14 protein-coding genes are annotated in these 14,775 nt (G+C 65.8%); 3 read left to right on the forward strand and 11 right to left on the reverse strand.

All coding sequences use genetic code 11. From position 1 onward, the window contains the following. Positions 1–106 precede the first annotated feature (106 nt). Together asnB and FJW07_RS10165 are read left to right on the forward strand one after the other, a co-directional pair. On the forward strand, positions 107–2,011 hold the full coding sequence (asnB, locus tag FJW07_RS10160) for an asparagine synthase (glutamine-hydrolyzing) (RefSeq protein WP_140856149.1): 1,905 nt from the start codon (positions 107–109) through the stop codon (positions 2,009–2,011). Between the two features lie 112 nt (positions 2,012–2,123). Then, the gene (locus FJW07_RS10165) at positions 2,124–3,767 is read left to right on the forward strand and encodes an MFS transporter (RefSeq protein ID WP_140856151.1); all 1,644 of its coding nucleotides are present in this window, start codon (positions 2,124–2,126) and stop codon (positions 3,765–3,767) included. Between the two features lie 56 nt (positions 3,768–3,823). On the opposite strand, the gene FJW07_RS10170 is transcribed toward FJW07_RS10165, so the two are convergent. From FJW07_RS10170 to FJW07_RS10215, 10 genes are all read right to left on the reverse strand, one after another. Beyond that, complete coding sequence (locus FJW07_RS10170) at positions 3,824–4,192, reverse strand: cupin domain-containing protein (RefSeq protein WP_140706994.1); 369 nt, start codon at positions 4,190–4,192, stop codon at positions 3,824–3,826. Between the two features lie 67 nt (positions 4,193–4,259). Beyond that, complete coding sequence (locus tag FJW07_RS10175; RefSeq protein ID WP_140856153.1) at positions 4,260–5,645, reverse strand: FAD-binding oxidoreductase; 1,386 nt, start codon at positions 5,643–5,645, stop codon at positions 4,260–4,262. An 81-nt stretch (positions 5,646–5,726) separates the two neighbouring features. After that, positions 5,727–6,839 carry an ABC transporter ATP-binding protein gene (locus FJW07_RS10180; protein WP_140706989.1) on the reverse strand — a complete coding sequence of 371 codons (1,113 nt, stop codon included), beginning with the start codon at positions 6,837–6,839 and terminating at the stop codon, positions 5,727–5,729. Beyond that, a complete protein-coding gene (locus FJW07_RS10185) occupies positions 6,836–7,633 on the reverse strand; it encodes an ABC transporter permease (RefSeq protein WP_140642175.1) in 798 nt (265 codons plus the stop codon). Before FJW07_RS10185 ends, FJW07_RS10180 begins: the two co-directional genes overlap by 4 nt. Continuing rightward, positions 7,633–8,502, reverse strand: a complete 870-nt coding sequence (locus FJW07_RS10190) for an ABC transporter permease (RefSeq protein WP_140642177.1) — start codon at positions 8,500–8,502, stop codon at positions 7,633–7,635. Before FJW07_RS10190 ends, FJW07_RS10185 begins: the two co-directional genes overlap by 1 nt. Before the next feature lie 19 nt (positions 8,503–8,521). After that, the gene (locus FJW07_RS10195; protein WP_140642179.1) at positions 8,522–9,595 is read right to left on the reverse strand and encodes a PotD/PotF family extracellular solute-binding protein; all 1,074 of its coding nucleotides are present in this window, start codon (positions 9,593–9,595) and stop codon (positions 8,522–8,524) included. Between the two features lie 38 nt (positions 9,596–9,633). After that, positions 9,634–10,302 (reverse strand): XRE family transcriptional regulator, encoded by a 669-nt coding sequence (locus FJW07_RS10200; RefSeq protein ID WP_140856155.1) that lies wholly within the window; start codon positions 10,300–10,302, stop codon positions 9,634–9,636. A 353-nt stretch (positions 10,303–10,655) separates the two neighbouring features. Continuing rightward, the gene (locus tag FJW07_RS10205) at positions 10,656–12,437 is read right to left on the reverse strand and encodes a chloride channel protein (RefSeq protein ID WP_140856157.1); all 1,782 of its coding nucleotides are present in this window, start codon (positions 12,435–12,437) and stop codon (positions 10,656–10,658) included. A 158-nt stretch (positions 12,438–12,595) separates the two neighbouring features. Continuing rightward, positions 12,596–13,102 carry a cupin domain-containing protein gene (locus tag FJW07_RS10210; RefSeq protein ID WP_140856159.1) on the reverse strand — a complete coding sequence of 169 codons (507 nt, stop codon included), beginning with the start codon at positions 13,100–13,102 and terminating at the stop codon, positions 12,596–12,598. Positions 13,103–13,119: 17 nt separating this feature from the next. Beyond that, a complete protein-coding gene (locus tag FJW07_RS10215) occupies positions 13,120–13,848 on the reverse strand; it encodes an NAD(P)-dependent oxidoreductase (protein ID WP_140856161.1) in 729 nt (242 codons plus the stop codon). Positions 13,849–13,910: 62 nt separating this feature from the next. On the opposite strand from FJW07_RS10215, the gene FJW07_RS10220 reads away from it, so the two are divergent. Further along, on the forward strand, positions 13,911–14,384 hold the full coding sequence (locus FJW07_RS10220; protein ID WP_140856163.1) for a MarR family transcriptional regulator: 474 nt from the start codon (positions 13,911–13,913) through the stop codon (positions 14,382–14,384). A 13-nt stretch (positions 14,385–14,397) separates the two neighbouring features. On the opposite strand, the gene FJW07_RS10225 is transcribed toward FJW07_RS10220, so the two are convergent. Continuing rightward, on the reverse strand, positions 14,398–14,697 hold the full coding sequence (locus FJW07_RS10225; protein WP_140642191.1) for a putative quinol monooxygenase: 300 nt from the start codon (positions 14,695–14,697) through the stop codon (positions 14,398–14,400). Positions 14,698–14,775 lie beyond the last annotated feature (78 nt).

The following is a 14,775-nucleotide window of genomic DNA, read 5'->3' on the forward strand; positions in this document are numbered from 1 at the left end:
CGCTTGCGGCGGCGTTTCTTGCAGCTAGATTGTAGGCGCGACGGCGTCGGCCGACGTCTCAGGCGATTCAGGAAGCGATGCATCAGGCAAGAACGGCCGGCGGGCCATGTGCGGAATAGCCGGCGTCTGGCGAAAGCGCGATCCGATCGGCAGCGGCGATCGTCGCGACGTCGCGCGCATGATGCAGGCATTGGCGCATCGCGGTCCCGACGATCACGGCAACTGGAATAACGCCCGCCTGGCGCTCGGCCACCGCCGGCTGACCATCATCGATCCATCGCCCGCCGCGCGCGAGCCGATGCTGACCGCGTCCGGCGACGGCGTGCTGTGCTACAATGGCGAGGTCTATAATTTTCGCGCGCTGCGCAAGACGCTGCAGGCGGAAGGCCTGACGTTCCAATCGGTCTCCGACACCGAGGTGGTGCTTCAGGCCCTGCATCACTGGGGTCCGCAAAAAGCGGTGCCACTGTTCGACGGCATGTTCTCCTTCGCCTATTTCGATGCCCGCGACGGCGCCCTGTGGCTTGCCAGGGACAGGCTGGGCATCAAGCCGATGTCGGTCGCCGAAATCGGCGACCGCGTGCTGTTCGCCTCCGAGGACAAGGCGATCCTCGCCTGCCACGACTTTGCGCGCCGGATCGACACGCGCGAGCTGACGCTGCGGCTTGCCTGGCAGAGCCGCGATTCGAGCTACAGCGTTTTTGACGGCATCGAGCGGCTCCCACCGGCAAGCCTTTGGAGGATCACCGGAGACGGCATCGACAGGCGCCGCTTCTGGCACGTCCTCGATGTTCTCGATACCACGCGCATCGCCGGCGACAGGACGTCCGACGCCGAGCATATGGCGACGCTCCGGACACTGCTCGAGGAAAGTGTCGAGCTGCATTGCATCGCCGATGCCAGCCTTGCAACCGCCTGCAGCGGCGGCGTCGATTCCGGGCTGATCACCGCGCTTGCCAAGCGCTTCAGGCCGGAGATGCACGGCTACGTCATCCACCAGAAGCTCGGCCGCAGCGAAGCGCCGGACGCCGAGCGCACCGGTCGCCATGTCGGCGTCAGCCTGCGCCGGGTGCCTTTCGACAAGGACCGGTTCCTCGAGCTCTGGCCGCGCGCGGTCTGGCACCTTGAAACCGACGGCTGGCATGCCAGCCACGCCGCGTTGCTGGCGCTTGCCGAGCAGTGCCGCGCCGACGGCGTCAAGGTGCTGCTGACCGGCGAGGGTTCCGACGAGCTCTTCGGCGGCTACAAATGGCAAGCATCCACGATCAGGGTCTGGCGCCAATCCTGGCTGCAGCGTCTGTTCCGCTCGAAGGCCAGGCAGGACCGCAAATTCGCCGAATTGCGCCGCGCGCCGTTTCGAAACTCGATCGGTCGCGGCTCGCCGACGGACCGCACCATGGCGCTCAGAGCCCTGTCGCCCGAGCTGAACTTCCTGCAGACAAAGCTGTTCGACAGGCTGGAAGGCGTCGCACCGGCCAGCGACCGCGCCTTCCTGGCAAGCTGTTTCTACGACCTCTACTCGCATCTGCAGGACCTGCTGCACCGGCACGACCGGCTGAGCATGGCGGCGTCCGTCGAGCTCAGGGTGCCGTTCCTCGAAAACCGGCTGATCGACTTCGCCCTTCACCTGCCGCGCCGGCAGAAATTACCGCGACGGAACCGGCAAGTGGCTGCTGAAAAAGGCCGCCGAGCGCCATCTGCCGCGCGAAAACATTCGCGCCGCAAAGAACGGCTTCGAGATGGCCGGGGCTTTTTCAGGCGGCACGCAGGGCCTGCTGCGCGGCGGTGTGCTGCGCGACGCAATGAAATGGTCTGCTTCCGAATTGGACGACCTGATCGACATGGCAAGAAGCCAGGAAACGTCGCGCCTGCGTCTCGTCGGCATGGAAATGCTGCTCAGGCTTTACATGAATGGCGAGACGACAGGCGGCCTGACCGAGGCCCTGCATGCCGAGGCGAGAAACGCGAAATAGCCAAAAGTTGGTCCAGACCGGCCAGATGCTTGGTTTAAAGCTTCGCCGACGCATTTTCGCCTTTGCCTTCCTGTTGTTGGGCCGCACTCTTTGGCGAGTCGCCTGCCCTTCCGGGTGCGGCGAGCCTCTACAGCGGACGAAGGCGCAACCATGATCGACGACGAGCCGGAAAGCGAACGCGTCTCCGCGCTGGCGCCGTTCCGGCACGGCATCTTCCGCACCGTCTGGTCGGCCAGCCTGGTGTCGAATTTCGGCGGCCTGATCCAGGGCGTCGGCGCCGCCTGGATGATGACCACGATCGCCACCTCGCCCTACCAGGTGGCGCTGGTCCAGGCCTCGACCACCTTGCCGATCATGCTGTTCGCGCTCGTTGCCGGCGCCATCGCCGACAGCTTCAACCGCCGCAAGGTGATGCTGGTGGCGCAGACCTTCATGCTGGTCGTCTCGGCGCTGCTCACCTTGTTCACCTGGCAAGGCTGGATGACGCCGTGGACGCTGCTTGCCTTCACCTTCCTCATCGACAGCGGCACGGCGCTGAACAGCCCGTCATGGCAGGCCTCGGTCGGCGACATGGTGCCGCGCGCCAAGGTGCCGGCGGCCGTCGCGCTCAACTCGCTGGGCTTCAACATCACCCGTAGCGTCGGCCCGGCCATCGGCGGCGTGATCGTCGCCGCAGCGGGTGCGGCGGCCGCCTTCGCCGCCAACGCCGTCAGCTATATCGGCCTGATCGTCGTGCTCGCCCGCTGGAAGCCGGCGCTGCCCGAGCAAACCCTGCCGCGCGAGTCGCTGGGCGCGGCGATGGGCGCCGGCCTGCGCTATGTCGCCATGTCGCCCAACATCGCCAAGGTGCTGGTCCGCGGTCTGGCCTTCGGCTTCAGCGCCGGCGCGGTGCTGGCGCTTCTTCCCCTGGTGGCGCGCGACGTCGTCAAGGGGGACGCGCTGACCTACGGCATCATGCTCGGCGCCTTCGGCATCGGCGCGGTCGGCGGCGCGCTGATCAGCGTGCGGCTCAGGCAGCTGCTGTCGAGCGAGGTGATGGTGCGCATGGCCTTTTGCGGTTTCGCCCTATGCGCCCTCAACGCCGCCGTCAGCCACAATGGCTGGCAGACGTCGGCGGGCCTGCTCATCGGCGGCGCCTGCTGGGTGATCGCGCTCTCGCATTTCAACGTCACGGTGCAGATGTCGACGCCGCGCTGGGTGGTCGGCCGCGTGCTGTCGATCTACCAGACGGCGACCTTTGGCGGCATCGCGCTGGGCAGCTGGATCTGGGGCGTCGTCGCCGACGCGCATGGCGCCGAGACCGCGCTGATTGCCGCGGCGGTCGCGATGCTCGCCGGCAGCGCCATTGGCTTCGCCCTGCCGCTGCCGCGGCAGACGGTGCTCAACCTCGATCCGCTCAACCGTTTCAAGGAGCCGATGCTGGCGCTCGATCTCAAGCCGCGCAGCGGCCCCATCGCCATCATGATCGAGTACGTCATCCGCGAGGACGACGTGCCGGAATTCCTTGCGACCATGGCCGAGCGCGGCCGTATCCGCCGCCGCGACGGCGCGCGCAACTGGACCTTAGCCCGCGACCTCGAGAATCCCGGTATCTGGATCGAGCACTACCACACGCCGACCTGGGTCGAGTATATCCGGCACAACCGGCGCGCCACCCATGCCGACGCCGTGGTCGGCGAACGCATCCGCGCGCTGCACAGCGGCGAGAACCCGCCGCGCGTGCGCCGCATGATCGAGCGCCCGACCACCGCCGGCACGACGCTCGTCTCGCCGAAAGGCCCGATCGATCACTGACGGCACGTCGTTCGAAGCACGCTTCCGGCAAACGACGTGCGCCGAAGGGTCAGGGATCAATCGGCGCTCTGGATCATGTAGAGCTTGCGGGTGGTCTCGTGGATGCGCCACTCGCCCTTCCATCCCTGCGGCAGGACGAGAAGGTCGCCCGGCCCCAGCTCGCGCATCTCGCCATCGGCGCGGCTCACCTCGGCGCGGCCGCAGATGATGTGGCAGATCTCCGACGAGTTCGTGCGGTCGGCGGTGAACCGTCCGGGCGTGCATTCCCAGATGCCGATATCGATGGTTCCGTCCGGCGATTGGAAGAACGACCGTGCGGCCTCCAGCTGATCCCCTTCGAAAGAGGTCGGCTTCGGTGAAAAAGCGCCGATGTCGGCCTTGGCGAGGTCGTGGAAAGTCGAGAGATCGATCAAGCTGGTCTCCATGGGTCAGGGCAATTCCAGCGGTCTGGAATTGCGCGAAAACGAACGATTGGGCGGACGCCGAACCGCCCTAGTGGCCAGTCAGGCTGTCGGCCAGGGCGGCCAGCTTCGAGGTATGCGAAAGCCCGGCGGCCTCGCGGTTATCGGCGATGCGGTAGAGCTGGTACATCGAATGGACGCCCAGCCAACGGAACGGCTCCGGCTCCCATGGCCGCACCTTGCGGTTGACCCAGGGCAGCCGCGTCAGTTCGGTGCTCTCGCCGAGCACGAGATCGCTCAGCGTGCGCCCCGACAAGTTGGAGCTGGACACGCCGAGCCCGACATAGCCGCCGGCCCAGCCGATGCGCGTCGCGGGATCGAGGCCGACCGTCGTGCACCAGTCGCGCGGCACGCCGAGCACGCCGCACCAGGCATGATCGATGCGGCATCCGGCGGTCTGCGGCAGCAGCGTCGTCAGGATCGCGTGCAGTTGGTCGATCGTCGCCTGCTGCGTCTGCCCGTTGACGTCGGTGCGCGACCCGTAGCGGTAGGGCACGCCGCGCCCGCCCATGGTGATGCGCCCCTCGCGCGTGCGCTGGGCATAGCAATAGGCATGCGCGGCATTGCCGAGCAGCTCGTGCCCCTCCCAGCCGATCTTGCGCCAAAGTTCCTCCGACAGCGGCTCGGTGACGATCTGCGCGCTGTTGAGCGCCAGCCAGGTCCGCTCCTCTCCTGGAATGCCGGCCGTGAACCCTTCCGTGGCGCGAATGACGGTTTCGGCCCGCACCGTGCCCCGGTCCGTTGTCACAACGCCCTTGGCGATCGCCGTCACCGTCGTCTTTTCGTAGATCGAAACACCGAGACGCTCGACCGCCGCCGCCAGCCCGCGCACCAGCTTGGCCGGCTGCACGCGCGCCTGGCCGTGGATGACGAAGCCGCCGAGTACATTGTGGATGTTGATGCGCGCGCGGGTCGCAGCCTGGTCTAGCAGTTCGATGCGTTCGGGGTCGGCATCCCAGGAGCGGATCGTCTCGAATTCCTCGCGCACCCGCTCCAGCTGCGCCGGATTGGTGGCAACCGTCAGGTTGTCGACGCGACGGATGTCGGCATCGATGCCTTCTTCCGTCGCCACCCGGATCACCTCGTCGACACAGCCGGCCATCGCCTTCTGCATGGCGGTGACGCCTTGCCGTGTCGACGTCTTCAAATACTTCTCGCGCGACCAGCCGAAGCCGCCCGACAGCCAGCCGCCATTGCGCCCCGAGGCGCCGAAGCCGGCAAACTCGCGCTCGATGAGCACGATGCGCAGCGATGGCTTCGCCTTCTTCAGATAGTAGGCTGTCCAAAGCCCGGTATAGCCGGCGCCGACGATCGCGACATCGGCCTCGATGTCGCCGGGCAAAGGCGGTCTCGGCGCCGGGATATGACCCATATCCGCATACCAGAACGAGATGTCGCCGTTGCGCTTGACTTGCATGGGATGGCTTCCGCTAGAGCAATTCCAGGAAAAGTGTGAAACGGTTTTCCGTCCGGGATTGCGTTAAACCAAAGAGATGGATCAGGTGAGCGTTGTGTCGGCCGTGCTGTCGTCGGGCAGGAGTTTGGCATCGGCGCCGTCGAAGCAGAGCTCGACCTTCTCGCCGAGGCCAAAACTCTCGCCGGCGAGCGGCGAGCGCACGATCGCGGTCGAGCCGTCTGCGAGCTTCACTTCGTATTTCGACCCCGAGCCGAGATAGATCGCCTCGGCGATCGTCCCCGACAACCGGTTCGTGCCGGCGGCATCCTGGCCCGATCGGCGGATGGCAAGCTTCTCCGGCCGCAGCAGCATGACCGGATTGGCTTCGCCGGCCAGCCGACGCGGCGCGGTGACCGTCTCGCCGGCGACGCTTAGAGCCGTCCCGGTGCCGTCGCTTTTCGCCTCGCCGCGCAACACGGTGGAATCGCCGATGAAGCGGCCGACGAAGAGCGTCGCCGGTTCGTCATAGAGCTGGCGGCCGGTGCCGACCTGCTCGATGCGCCCGCGATTGAAGACGGCGATGCGGTCCGACAGCACCAGGGCCTCTTCCTGGTCGTGCGTGACATAGACGAAGGTGGTGCCGAGCTCGCGATGGATGCGCTTGATCTCGAGCTGCAGCCATTCGCGCAGCTTCTTGTCGAGCGCGCCGAGCGGCTCGTCCATCAGGAGCAGCGGCGGATCGAAGACGATGGCGCGTGCAAGCGCGACGCGCTGCTGCTGGCCGCCGGACAATTCGCTCGGATAGCGATGCGCGAAGTCGCCCATCTTGACCATGTCGAGCGCTCTCGCGACCCGCTTCTTGCGCTCGTCCTGCTTGATGCCGCGCAATGTCAGCGGATAGGCGACGTTGCGGCCGACCGTCATGTGCGGGAACAGCGCGTAGTGCTGGAAGACGACGCCGATATTGCGCTTGTGCGCCGGCACGCCGACGACGCTCTTTCCCCCGACCAAAAGCTTGCCGCTGGTCACGTCGGTGAAGCCGGCGATCACATTGAGCGTCGTCGTCTTGCCAGAGCCGCTCGGCCCCAGCAGCGTCATGAACTCGCCTGGCTCGATCCTGAGCGAGACACCGTCCAGCGCCTTGAAGGACCCGTAGGCCTTGCTGACCATGTCGAGATCGATCGCGGCGCCGCGATTTTCCGCTCTCGGGTTCATAGGCGTCCCTTCCGCTCGCGGCCAAGGAGGAGCATGCCGCCGCCGATCAGGATCGTGGTGGCGAACAACAGAATGGTGCCGACGGCCGCGACCGTCGGGTCGGCATCGCGCGTGATCGAGGAAAATATCTGCACCGGCAACGTCTTGAGATAGGGGTTGGTGATGAAGAGCGACACCACGATCTCGTCGAAGGACGTGGCGAAGGCGAACAGCAACCCCGACAGGATGCCGGGCAGGATCAGCGGCAGCGTCACCGTGCGGAACGTGGTCAGCGCGCCGGCGCCGAGGCTTGCCGCCGCGGTCTCAAGCCGCCTGTCGAACACTTCGAGATTGGCCGAAACCGCGATCAGCACGAAGGGCAGCGCCAGGATCGTATGCGCAAGCACGAAACCGGTCAGCGTGCCCACGAGCTGCGCATCGAGATAGACAGCATAGATGCCGATGGCCAGAACCACGCCCGGCACGACCATCGGCGTCAGCATCAGCATGCGCAAGAGATTGGCCGGTCGCGCCTTCATGCGGTCGAGGCCGAAGGCGGCGAGCGTGCCGAGCACCGTCGCCAGCACCGCCACCAGCGAGGCGACCTTGAGCGAGTTGAGGAAGCTGGAAGACCAATCCGGGTTGGTGGCGAAATTCAGGTACCACTGCCAGGAAAAGCCCTGCGGCGGAAAGGCAAGCGACTTGTTCTCGTTGAACGACATCGGCACCACGACCAGTGTCGGCGCCACCAGCCATATCGCCACCAGCAGGCAGACAAGCCCGAGGATGACGCGCGTGAGCGGCTTCATCTCCATCAGCGTCGCCCTGCTTCCCGATGCCTCGACCGCATCACCGGCGCCGCAAGCGCGAGCAGCACGAAGGTCGCGACCAGCAGCACCACGCCCATGGCGCCACCGCGTCCCCATTGCAGCAGGCTGAGCACCTGCGTCTGCACCAGCGTCGACAGCATGGTCGAGCGCGGTCCGCCGAGCAGCGCCGGCGTGATGTAGAAGCCCAGCGCCAGGATGAAGACGATGATCGCGCCGGCATAGACGCCTGGCAGCGACAGCGGCAGGTAGACCGTGAAGAACGCGCGCGACGGTCGCGCTCCGAGACTCCGTGCCGCCTGCACCAGCCTGAGATCGATCCCCTTCATCACCGAATAGAGCGGCAGGATCATGAACGGCAGGAGCACCTGCGCCATGCCGATCACCACGCCCGTCTGGGTGCGGATCAAGCGGATGCCGTCGAAACCGGCCGATCTCAGCAGCGAGTTGATGACACCGGAATCCTGCAGCAGGATCACCCAGGAAAGCGTGCGCACCACGCCGCTTACCCAGAACGGGATCAAGACGCAGAGCACAAGGACGAGCCGCGCGCGTGGCCCGACGGCGGTCATCAGATAGGCGTAAGGGTAAGCGCAGAGCACGCAGACCACAGTCACCCAGGCCGAGATCGTAAAGGTGCGCTGGAGCACCGTCAGATTGACGGGTGCGCCGAAGAACCAGGCATAGTTCTGCAGGCCCCATTGCGGCTCCGACAGGCTGCGCAGCACGATGGTGATCAGCGGATAGCCGATCACCGCGGCCAGCAGCACCAGCGCCGGCAGCGTGAGCGCGAACGGCCGCCATGCCCAGCCCGCCCGTTGCGGGGCGGAAGGCGTCGTCGGTTCGAGCGCGCTCACGGACCTCTCCTTCAGCCGGTCAGTTGCCGGCCATCAACGCCGACCACTTCTCCTGCGCCACCGCGAAGTTCGGGACCCAGAACTTGAAGTTCTGCTTGTAGCCCTGCTTCTGGCGCTCAGGCGTGTTGGTCAGGAAGGCGGCGACGGAGGCGTCGACCTTGGGCTGCGCGTCGCTGTTGATCGGCGTGTAGGACGTCTTCTCCGCCAGGATCTCCTGCGACTGCTTGCCGAGATAGGCGTTGAGCAGCGCGTAAGCGGCATCCGTGTCCTTGACGCCGACAGGGATCGTCATCTGGTCCATCACCACCAGCCAGTCCTGCCATGCGGGCGCATATTTGGCGCCGTTCTTGACCGCGGTCATGGCGCGGCCGGTCCACATCATCAGCATGTCGGCTTCGCCGGACTCCGCCAATTGCTGCGATTCAGCGCCCGTCTTCCAGAAGATGGTGTCGGGACCGAGCTTGCGGACCACGTCGATGGCCTTGTCGATATCGGCCACCGTCATCGCCTTCGGGTCGCCGCCGGCGACCTTGAAGGCCTGTTCCAGCAGCCCGCCGGTTGGGCTGCCGGAGCCGTCGATCCCGCGCACGCCCGGGAACTTTTCCGTGTCGAAGAAGTCGGCCCAGCTCTTGGGCGGATTATCCTTGTACTTCTCCTTGTTGTACATCAGCACGACGCCGTAGTTCATCGCCGGCACCGAGCATTCGCCGACCTGGCCTTCCGGGATTTTCGAGACGTCGAGCTTGGTCAGGTCGAGCTTCTGGAACAGCTTGCCGCAATAGACGTAAGGCGGCAGGTCATCGGTATCGACGACGTCCCAGGTGACATTGCCGGATTCGACCTGCGCCTGCAACTTGGCGATCTCGGTCGGACCGTCATTGAGCAGCTTGACGCCGGACTTGTCGACGAACTCCTTCAGCGCCGCCGCCTGTCCGTCCTGGTAGATGCCGCCATAGGAGACGAGCGTCAGGGTCTTGCCTTTCAGCGAACCCTCCTTGACCTCGCCCGCCACAGGCTTGTCCTGCGCAAAGGCGGCGCCGGTCAGAACGCCAAGCGCCAGAACGGCGCCGATGCCATATCTCGATTTCAACATAACGATAACTCTCCCATTCATGCCCGCGTTTGGATCAGCTACCTGGCGGCGGGCGGTTTCCAGGTCGTGTATTGGTCGAGCTCGGCGCGCGCCGAGGTCGGCGGCGCGATGATCCACATCACTTCGGCCCGGCCGCTGCCGATGTTCTCCGTGCGATGCGGGGTGGACGTGGTGTATTCGACGCTGTCGCCCTCCTCGAGGACATGGCTCGCCTCGCCGAGCGACACCTCGACGACGCCGCGCAGGACGATCAACATCTCATGCGCATCGCCATGCGTGTATTGGTCGGAGCCGGTCGAGCCGCCGATCTCGAACTCCCCGACATAGACTTCCATGTCGCTCAGCGGGGGCCGCGACAAGAGCATCTTGCGGCACCCGTCGCTGGGCGGCAGGCTGGGCCGCTCGCTGCGCCGCAGCACGCCGTGGCGATTTTGAGCCGTGCTTTCGGCAAACAGCAGCGCGACGCTGACGCCGAGCGCCGAAGCCATCTGGTTGAGCGATGCCGTGCTGGCGCCGGTCAGGCCGCGCTCCAATTGGCTGATGAAGCTGGCGCTGGTGCCGGTCGCCTCGGCCAGGTCGCGCAACGAAAGGCGGCGGGCAAGGCGCAGGCTCTTGAGCCGCATGCCGAGCACCTCTTGCGCGGCTGTTGCGACCGAACCGTTCCTGTCCCCGGTTGAAGCCTGGCCCTTATCGGTAGCCTTGGGCATCTCGTTTGTTCTCCACTGAACATTTTGTACAGTGAGACTGTACAAAGCGCAAGCAGCAAGAATCCGTCGCTGCAGGCGGCTTCATAATGGGAGCGAACCGATACTCACCCTTCTGGAATTGAGATCAATTTACCGGCTTGGAATTGACAGGCTGCGGACCTGCCGGCGGCCAAGATCTCGCGGTTCCCCCCGTGACCCGTCTGGTTGAGCCTTCCAACGTCGTCATCCTCGGGTCTGCGCGTCCGCTTCGCTCCCGCTCCGCCCGTGGCTGACGAACTTTAGACGTCTCGGCTAATCTCCGGGGCTGCGATGTGCCGGGGTAGTATGCACCGGCAAGATTCCTGTGCTGAAAACTAGCCCTCGCCGGCCAGGTCGCGGCGCGCCTTGTCGAGCTCTTCGGCGTAGCGGCGCATCAGATGGCTCTCGGTGAGCAGGCCAAGCACGATGCGCTCGTCGAAGTCCTCGACCACCGCCAGTTCTTCGGCCCCGGTGCGCTGGAAGGTCTCGGCGGCGGTCTGGACGTTCATCGACGGCACCAGCACCGCATCCTTGAACTGGGCGAGCGCGCTCACCGGCGTCTCGCCATCGGAGGGATCGCTGTGCAGTTCCGGCACAAGCAGCATGCCGACATACTGGTCAGCCTGTTCGACGGCGATGACGCGCTGGCCGGAGCCGAGCGGGATCTCCTTGCGGAATTCGGAGAGCGTGGTCAAGGCGGGAATGGTGCGGACGTCCTTGCGCATCATCGAGCCGACGGTGAGGCTGCGCATCCAGCCGACGTCATGGGCGCTGCGGATCGTCTCGCCGCGCAGATGGAAACGCCAGGTCGAGAAGGAGTAGCCGAAGGTCTCGCGCACCAGGATCGCCGACATGATCGAGGCGGCCAGCACCACGCCGGTGAGGGTCAGGTCGCGGGTCGATTCCAGCGCCAGGAACGTCATGGTCAGCGGGCCGCCGACGACGCCGACCGCAAGCGAGGTCATGCCGACGACGGCGGCGACCGCCGGGTCGATGCCGACGGATGGCGCGGTCAGCGCCATGACGCCGGCGAAGACCTTGCCGAGCAGCGCTCCCAGGAACAGCGAAGCGAAGAACAGGCCGCCGCGGAAGCCCGAGCCGAGCGAGATGGCGGAGGCCGCCAGCTTCATCACGAAGACGCTCGCCACCACCGGCAGCGCATAATTCATGGCGAACTCGCGATGCAGCGCGCCATGGCCGCTGGAGAGCACCTGCGGCGTGACCAGCCCGAGCAGGCCGACGAAGATGCCGCCGATGAACGGCCGGACCGACGCGTCGATCGACAGCCGCACGAAGAGACGCTCGACGATGCTCACCAGATGCATGATGGCGATCGAGGCTGCCCCGCCGAGCAGTCCGAGCAGCAGGAACGGCACATACTCGCTGGCGGTCAGATTCGGCAAACCTGACAGCTCCAGCGGGAACGGCACGCCGCCGAACATTTCCGCCGTCAGCGAGGCGGCGATCGCCGCCGTCATAACCGGCGCCACATTGACGACGGAGTAGATGCCGATGACCAGTTCGAAACCGTAGAAGGCCCCGGTCAGCGGCGCGTCGAAGGCGGCGGCAATCGCGCCGGCCGCGCCGCAGCCGACCAGGATGCGGACGTCGTTGCGGCGCAGCCGGAACGCGCGGGCAAGCCGGGAAGCTATGCCGGAGCCGATCTGCGTATAGCCGGCTTCCAATCCCACCGAGGCGCCGAAGCCGCTGGAGATCATCGTCTGCGCCACGATGATGAAAGTGTCGGTGAGCGACATGCGCCCGCCATAGAGCGCATTGGCCTCGATCGGGTCGACCGGAGTGCGGAACTTGCGCTTTCTCAGCCAGATGACGGAAAGGCCGAGCAGCAGGCCGCCGATCGCCGGGAACATCGCCTGCACCGGGTCGGCGAGCGAGAACATCGCCGAAAGGCGGCCGCCCGGTTGCACGTCGAACAGCAGCCAATGCATGCCTTGCACCAGCGCGCTCATGCCGGTGACCAGCGCGCCCGCGATGGCGCCGACCATGCCGGCCATCAGCACGATCGCAATGCCGCGCGCCTCGAGCACGGGGATCGAACTGATCAGCACCGCGCGAAGCCGGCGGGCATAGACTTGTGGGTCGTTTCTGGCAGGCAACGGAACGGCTCGCCGGTATGCGAAAGATAAACAACTGCCGTGCCTGATACGCGCGGCGGCCTTGCGTGGCAACCGCAATGCCGACCGCTTGTGGCGCCATTTTGGCGTTGCGCGAATTAGCGTTAAGAAGGCTTTCCGTCGCGATAAAGGCGATAGATTTAGTTGGGTAATGGAATGGTCAGCGGGCCGCAGTCGTCCTCCGCGACGAAGATCGCCAGCAGCTCCGCCGGCTCGGTGGCGCTGGCGTTCTCGGCGAAAGAATGGATCGCGCCTGGCGCTTCGAACCAGGTCTGGCCTCGAGTGTAAGTAACAGCCGGTCCGCCTTCCATCTGCGAACGCAGCGCTCCCTTGATGACGAAGGCAGTGACGGAACCGGGATGGCGATGTCGCGGCGTGTAGGCATTGGGCGGGAATTCGACCAGCGCCGTGGTGATCGAATGCCGCCCAGGCACATTCGGCAGCTTTTCGCAGGAGAGCGGCTTCACCGTGGTGGTCGGGCGCGCCGTCGCCCCCTCCCCGGCATCAGCCCCCATCATGTGGACATGCACGCCCATTCCGTCAGCGGCGGTGGATGCCCTGTTGCTCCGGACTACGGCCATGCCAAGCAATCCCGCAGCGATGGCGGCGACGCCGATCAGGCCGCGTGAAGAAACATCTTCGATCATGACGGCAACTCCCTCGCTTACTCGGCCAGGCGAAAGCCGGCGCGCCAGCCGAGCTCGGCGACAGCCTTGTCGGTCGTGATATGGCCGTTCGGCTCCGCGACATTGAAGACGCCCTGCGTCCCCCGCTCGACGGCAAGCAGAGCCGCGTTGGCGGCGGCATCGACATGCACCGCCGGGTCCGAGGCGGCTGCCGCGCCGGTGCCTGGCCCGTAGAGATGACCGTAGCGCAGCACGATGCCGGCGATCGGCGAAGCGCCGAGCACCTGCTTCTCCAGCGCAATGACGCCGCCGACGCTGACGGCCCGGCCGCCTTCCGCGCCACTGTCCAAAGGATCGGTTTCGTCGTGTGGCTCGGGTCCCGGGGCGTAGGCCCAGGCGAGGCTTTGCGCGATCAGCCGCTTCGCACCGGCAGCCTTCGCCGCTTCGACGAGGTTGCGGGTTCCTTCATCGCGGATGCGGGCGTTCCGAGCGATTGCCTCGGCCATTTTCGATGGATCGAGCCCGGCCGGGAGGTCCGTGAGCTGGTGGATGACGATCTCCGGCTTTGCCGCCAAGACAGCCTCGCGCAATCCGCTCGCATCGAACACATCGACCACCACCGGATCGGCGCCGAGCGCTCGAATATCTTCTGCTTTTGCCGCTTGACGCGTCGTCGCCGTCACCTGATGCCCGGCCGCCACCAGCTGCGGCACCAACCGGCGGCCGATCGCGCCCGAGGCGCCCGCAAGAAAAATGCGATACCCCATCGTCTTTCGCTCCTTGACGCGATAATATCAGAATACGAACAACATATAAGAGCTATGATATTATGCGCAAGGGGGATCCATCCATTCCGTCCGCCGGTGAAGGCAAGCGCGGCGAGCAAGGCTATCTGGGCTATCTGCTGCGCCAGGCGGCTGGCGCCTACCGCTTGAAGGTGGAGCGGGCGCTGGATGAATTCGGCGTGACGCAGGCGCAGTTCGCGGCCCTCACCATGATCTCCGCCTATCCTGGCCTATCCAATGCCGATCTGGCCCGGCTCGCGGTGCTGACGCCGCAGACGGTGAGCGTGATTGTCGGCAATCTGGAAAAGGCCGGTTCCCTCCTCCGCCGGCCGCATGCCGTCCACGGCCGTATCCAGCATCTCGACCTTTCGGACAGCGGCCGCGCCTTGCTGAAGAAATGCCGTGAGCGGGTTTATAAATTGGAAGGCGAGCTCACCGCCGGCCTCTCCGCCGAGGAGGAGCGTGCCGTGCGGCGCTGGCTGGTCGCCGTCGCAACCGCGGATGCGGCACAGCCGTAAATGCCTCTGACGATCAGGTCGGCGCGCCGCCGTCCGTTTCGTAAAGCGTGAGCTTGCGGTCGCCGATGCCGAGTTCCGCCCAGCTCGCGCGCCATTCGGCGATATGCGCCGATTTGAAATGCGCTTCGAGCGCTGCGCGGTCGCTCCAGGCCTCCGAGACATGGATGAGCCCGGCATCCAGCACGTCCTGCGCGTAGGAATAGCCGAGGCAGCCCGGTTCGGCACGGCTCGCCAGGATCATGCGTTGCATGGCTGGCTTTGCCTGGTCGAGCCTGTCGGCTGGCAGCCGGATCGTGCCGGTGATCAGGAGCATCTGCCATCCTTTCCCAAGATCGTGGCCAGGTCCCGTAGCCACTCTCCCACCTTCGCGCAAGCTTGGAGAGTTACGGTC

The sequence above is a fragment of the Mesorhizobium sp. B3-1-9 genome (assembly GCF_006439595.1).
In the GTDB taxonomy this organism is placed as follows: Bacteria; Pseudomonadota; Alphaproteobacteria; order Rhizobiales; family Rhizobiaceae; genus Mesorhizobium.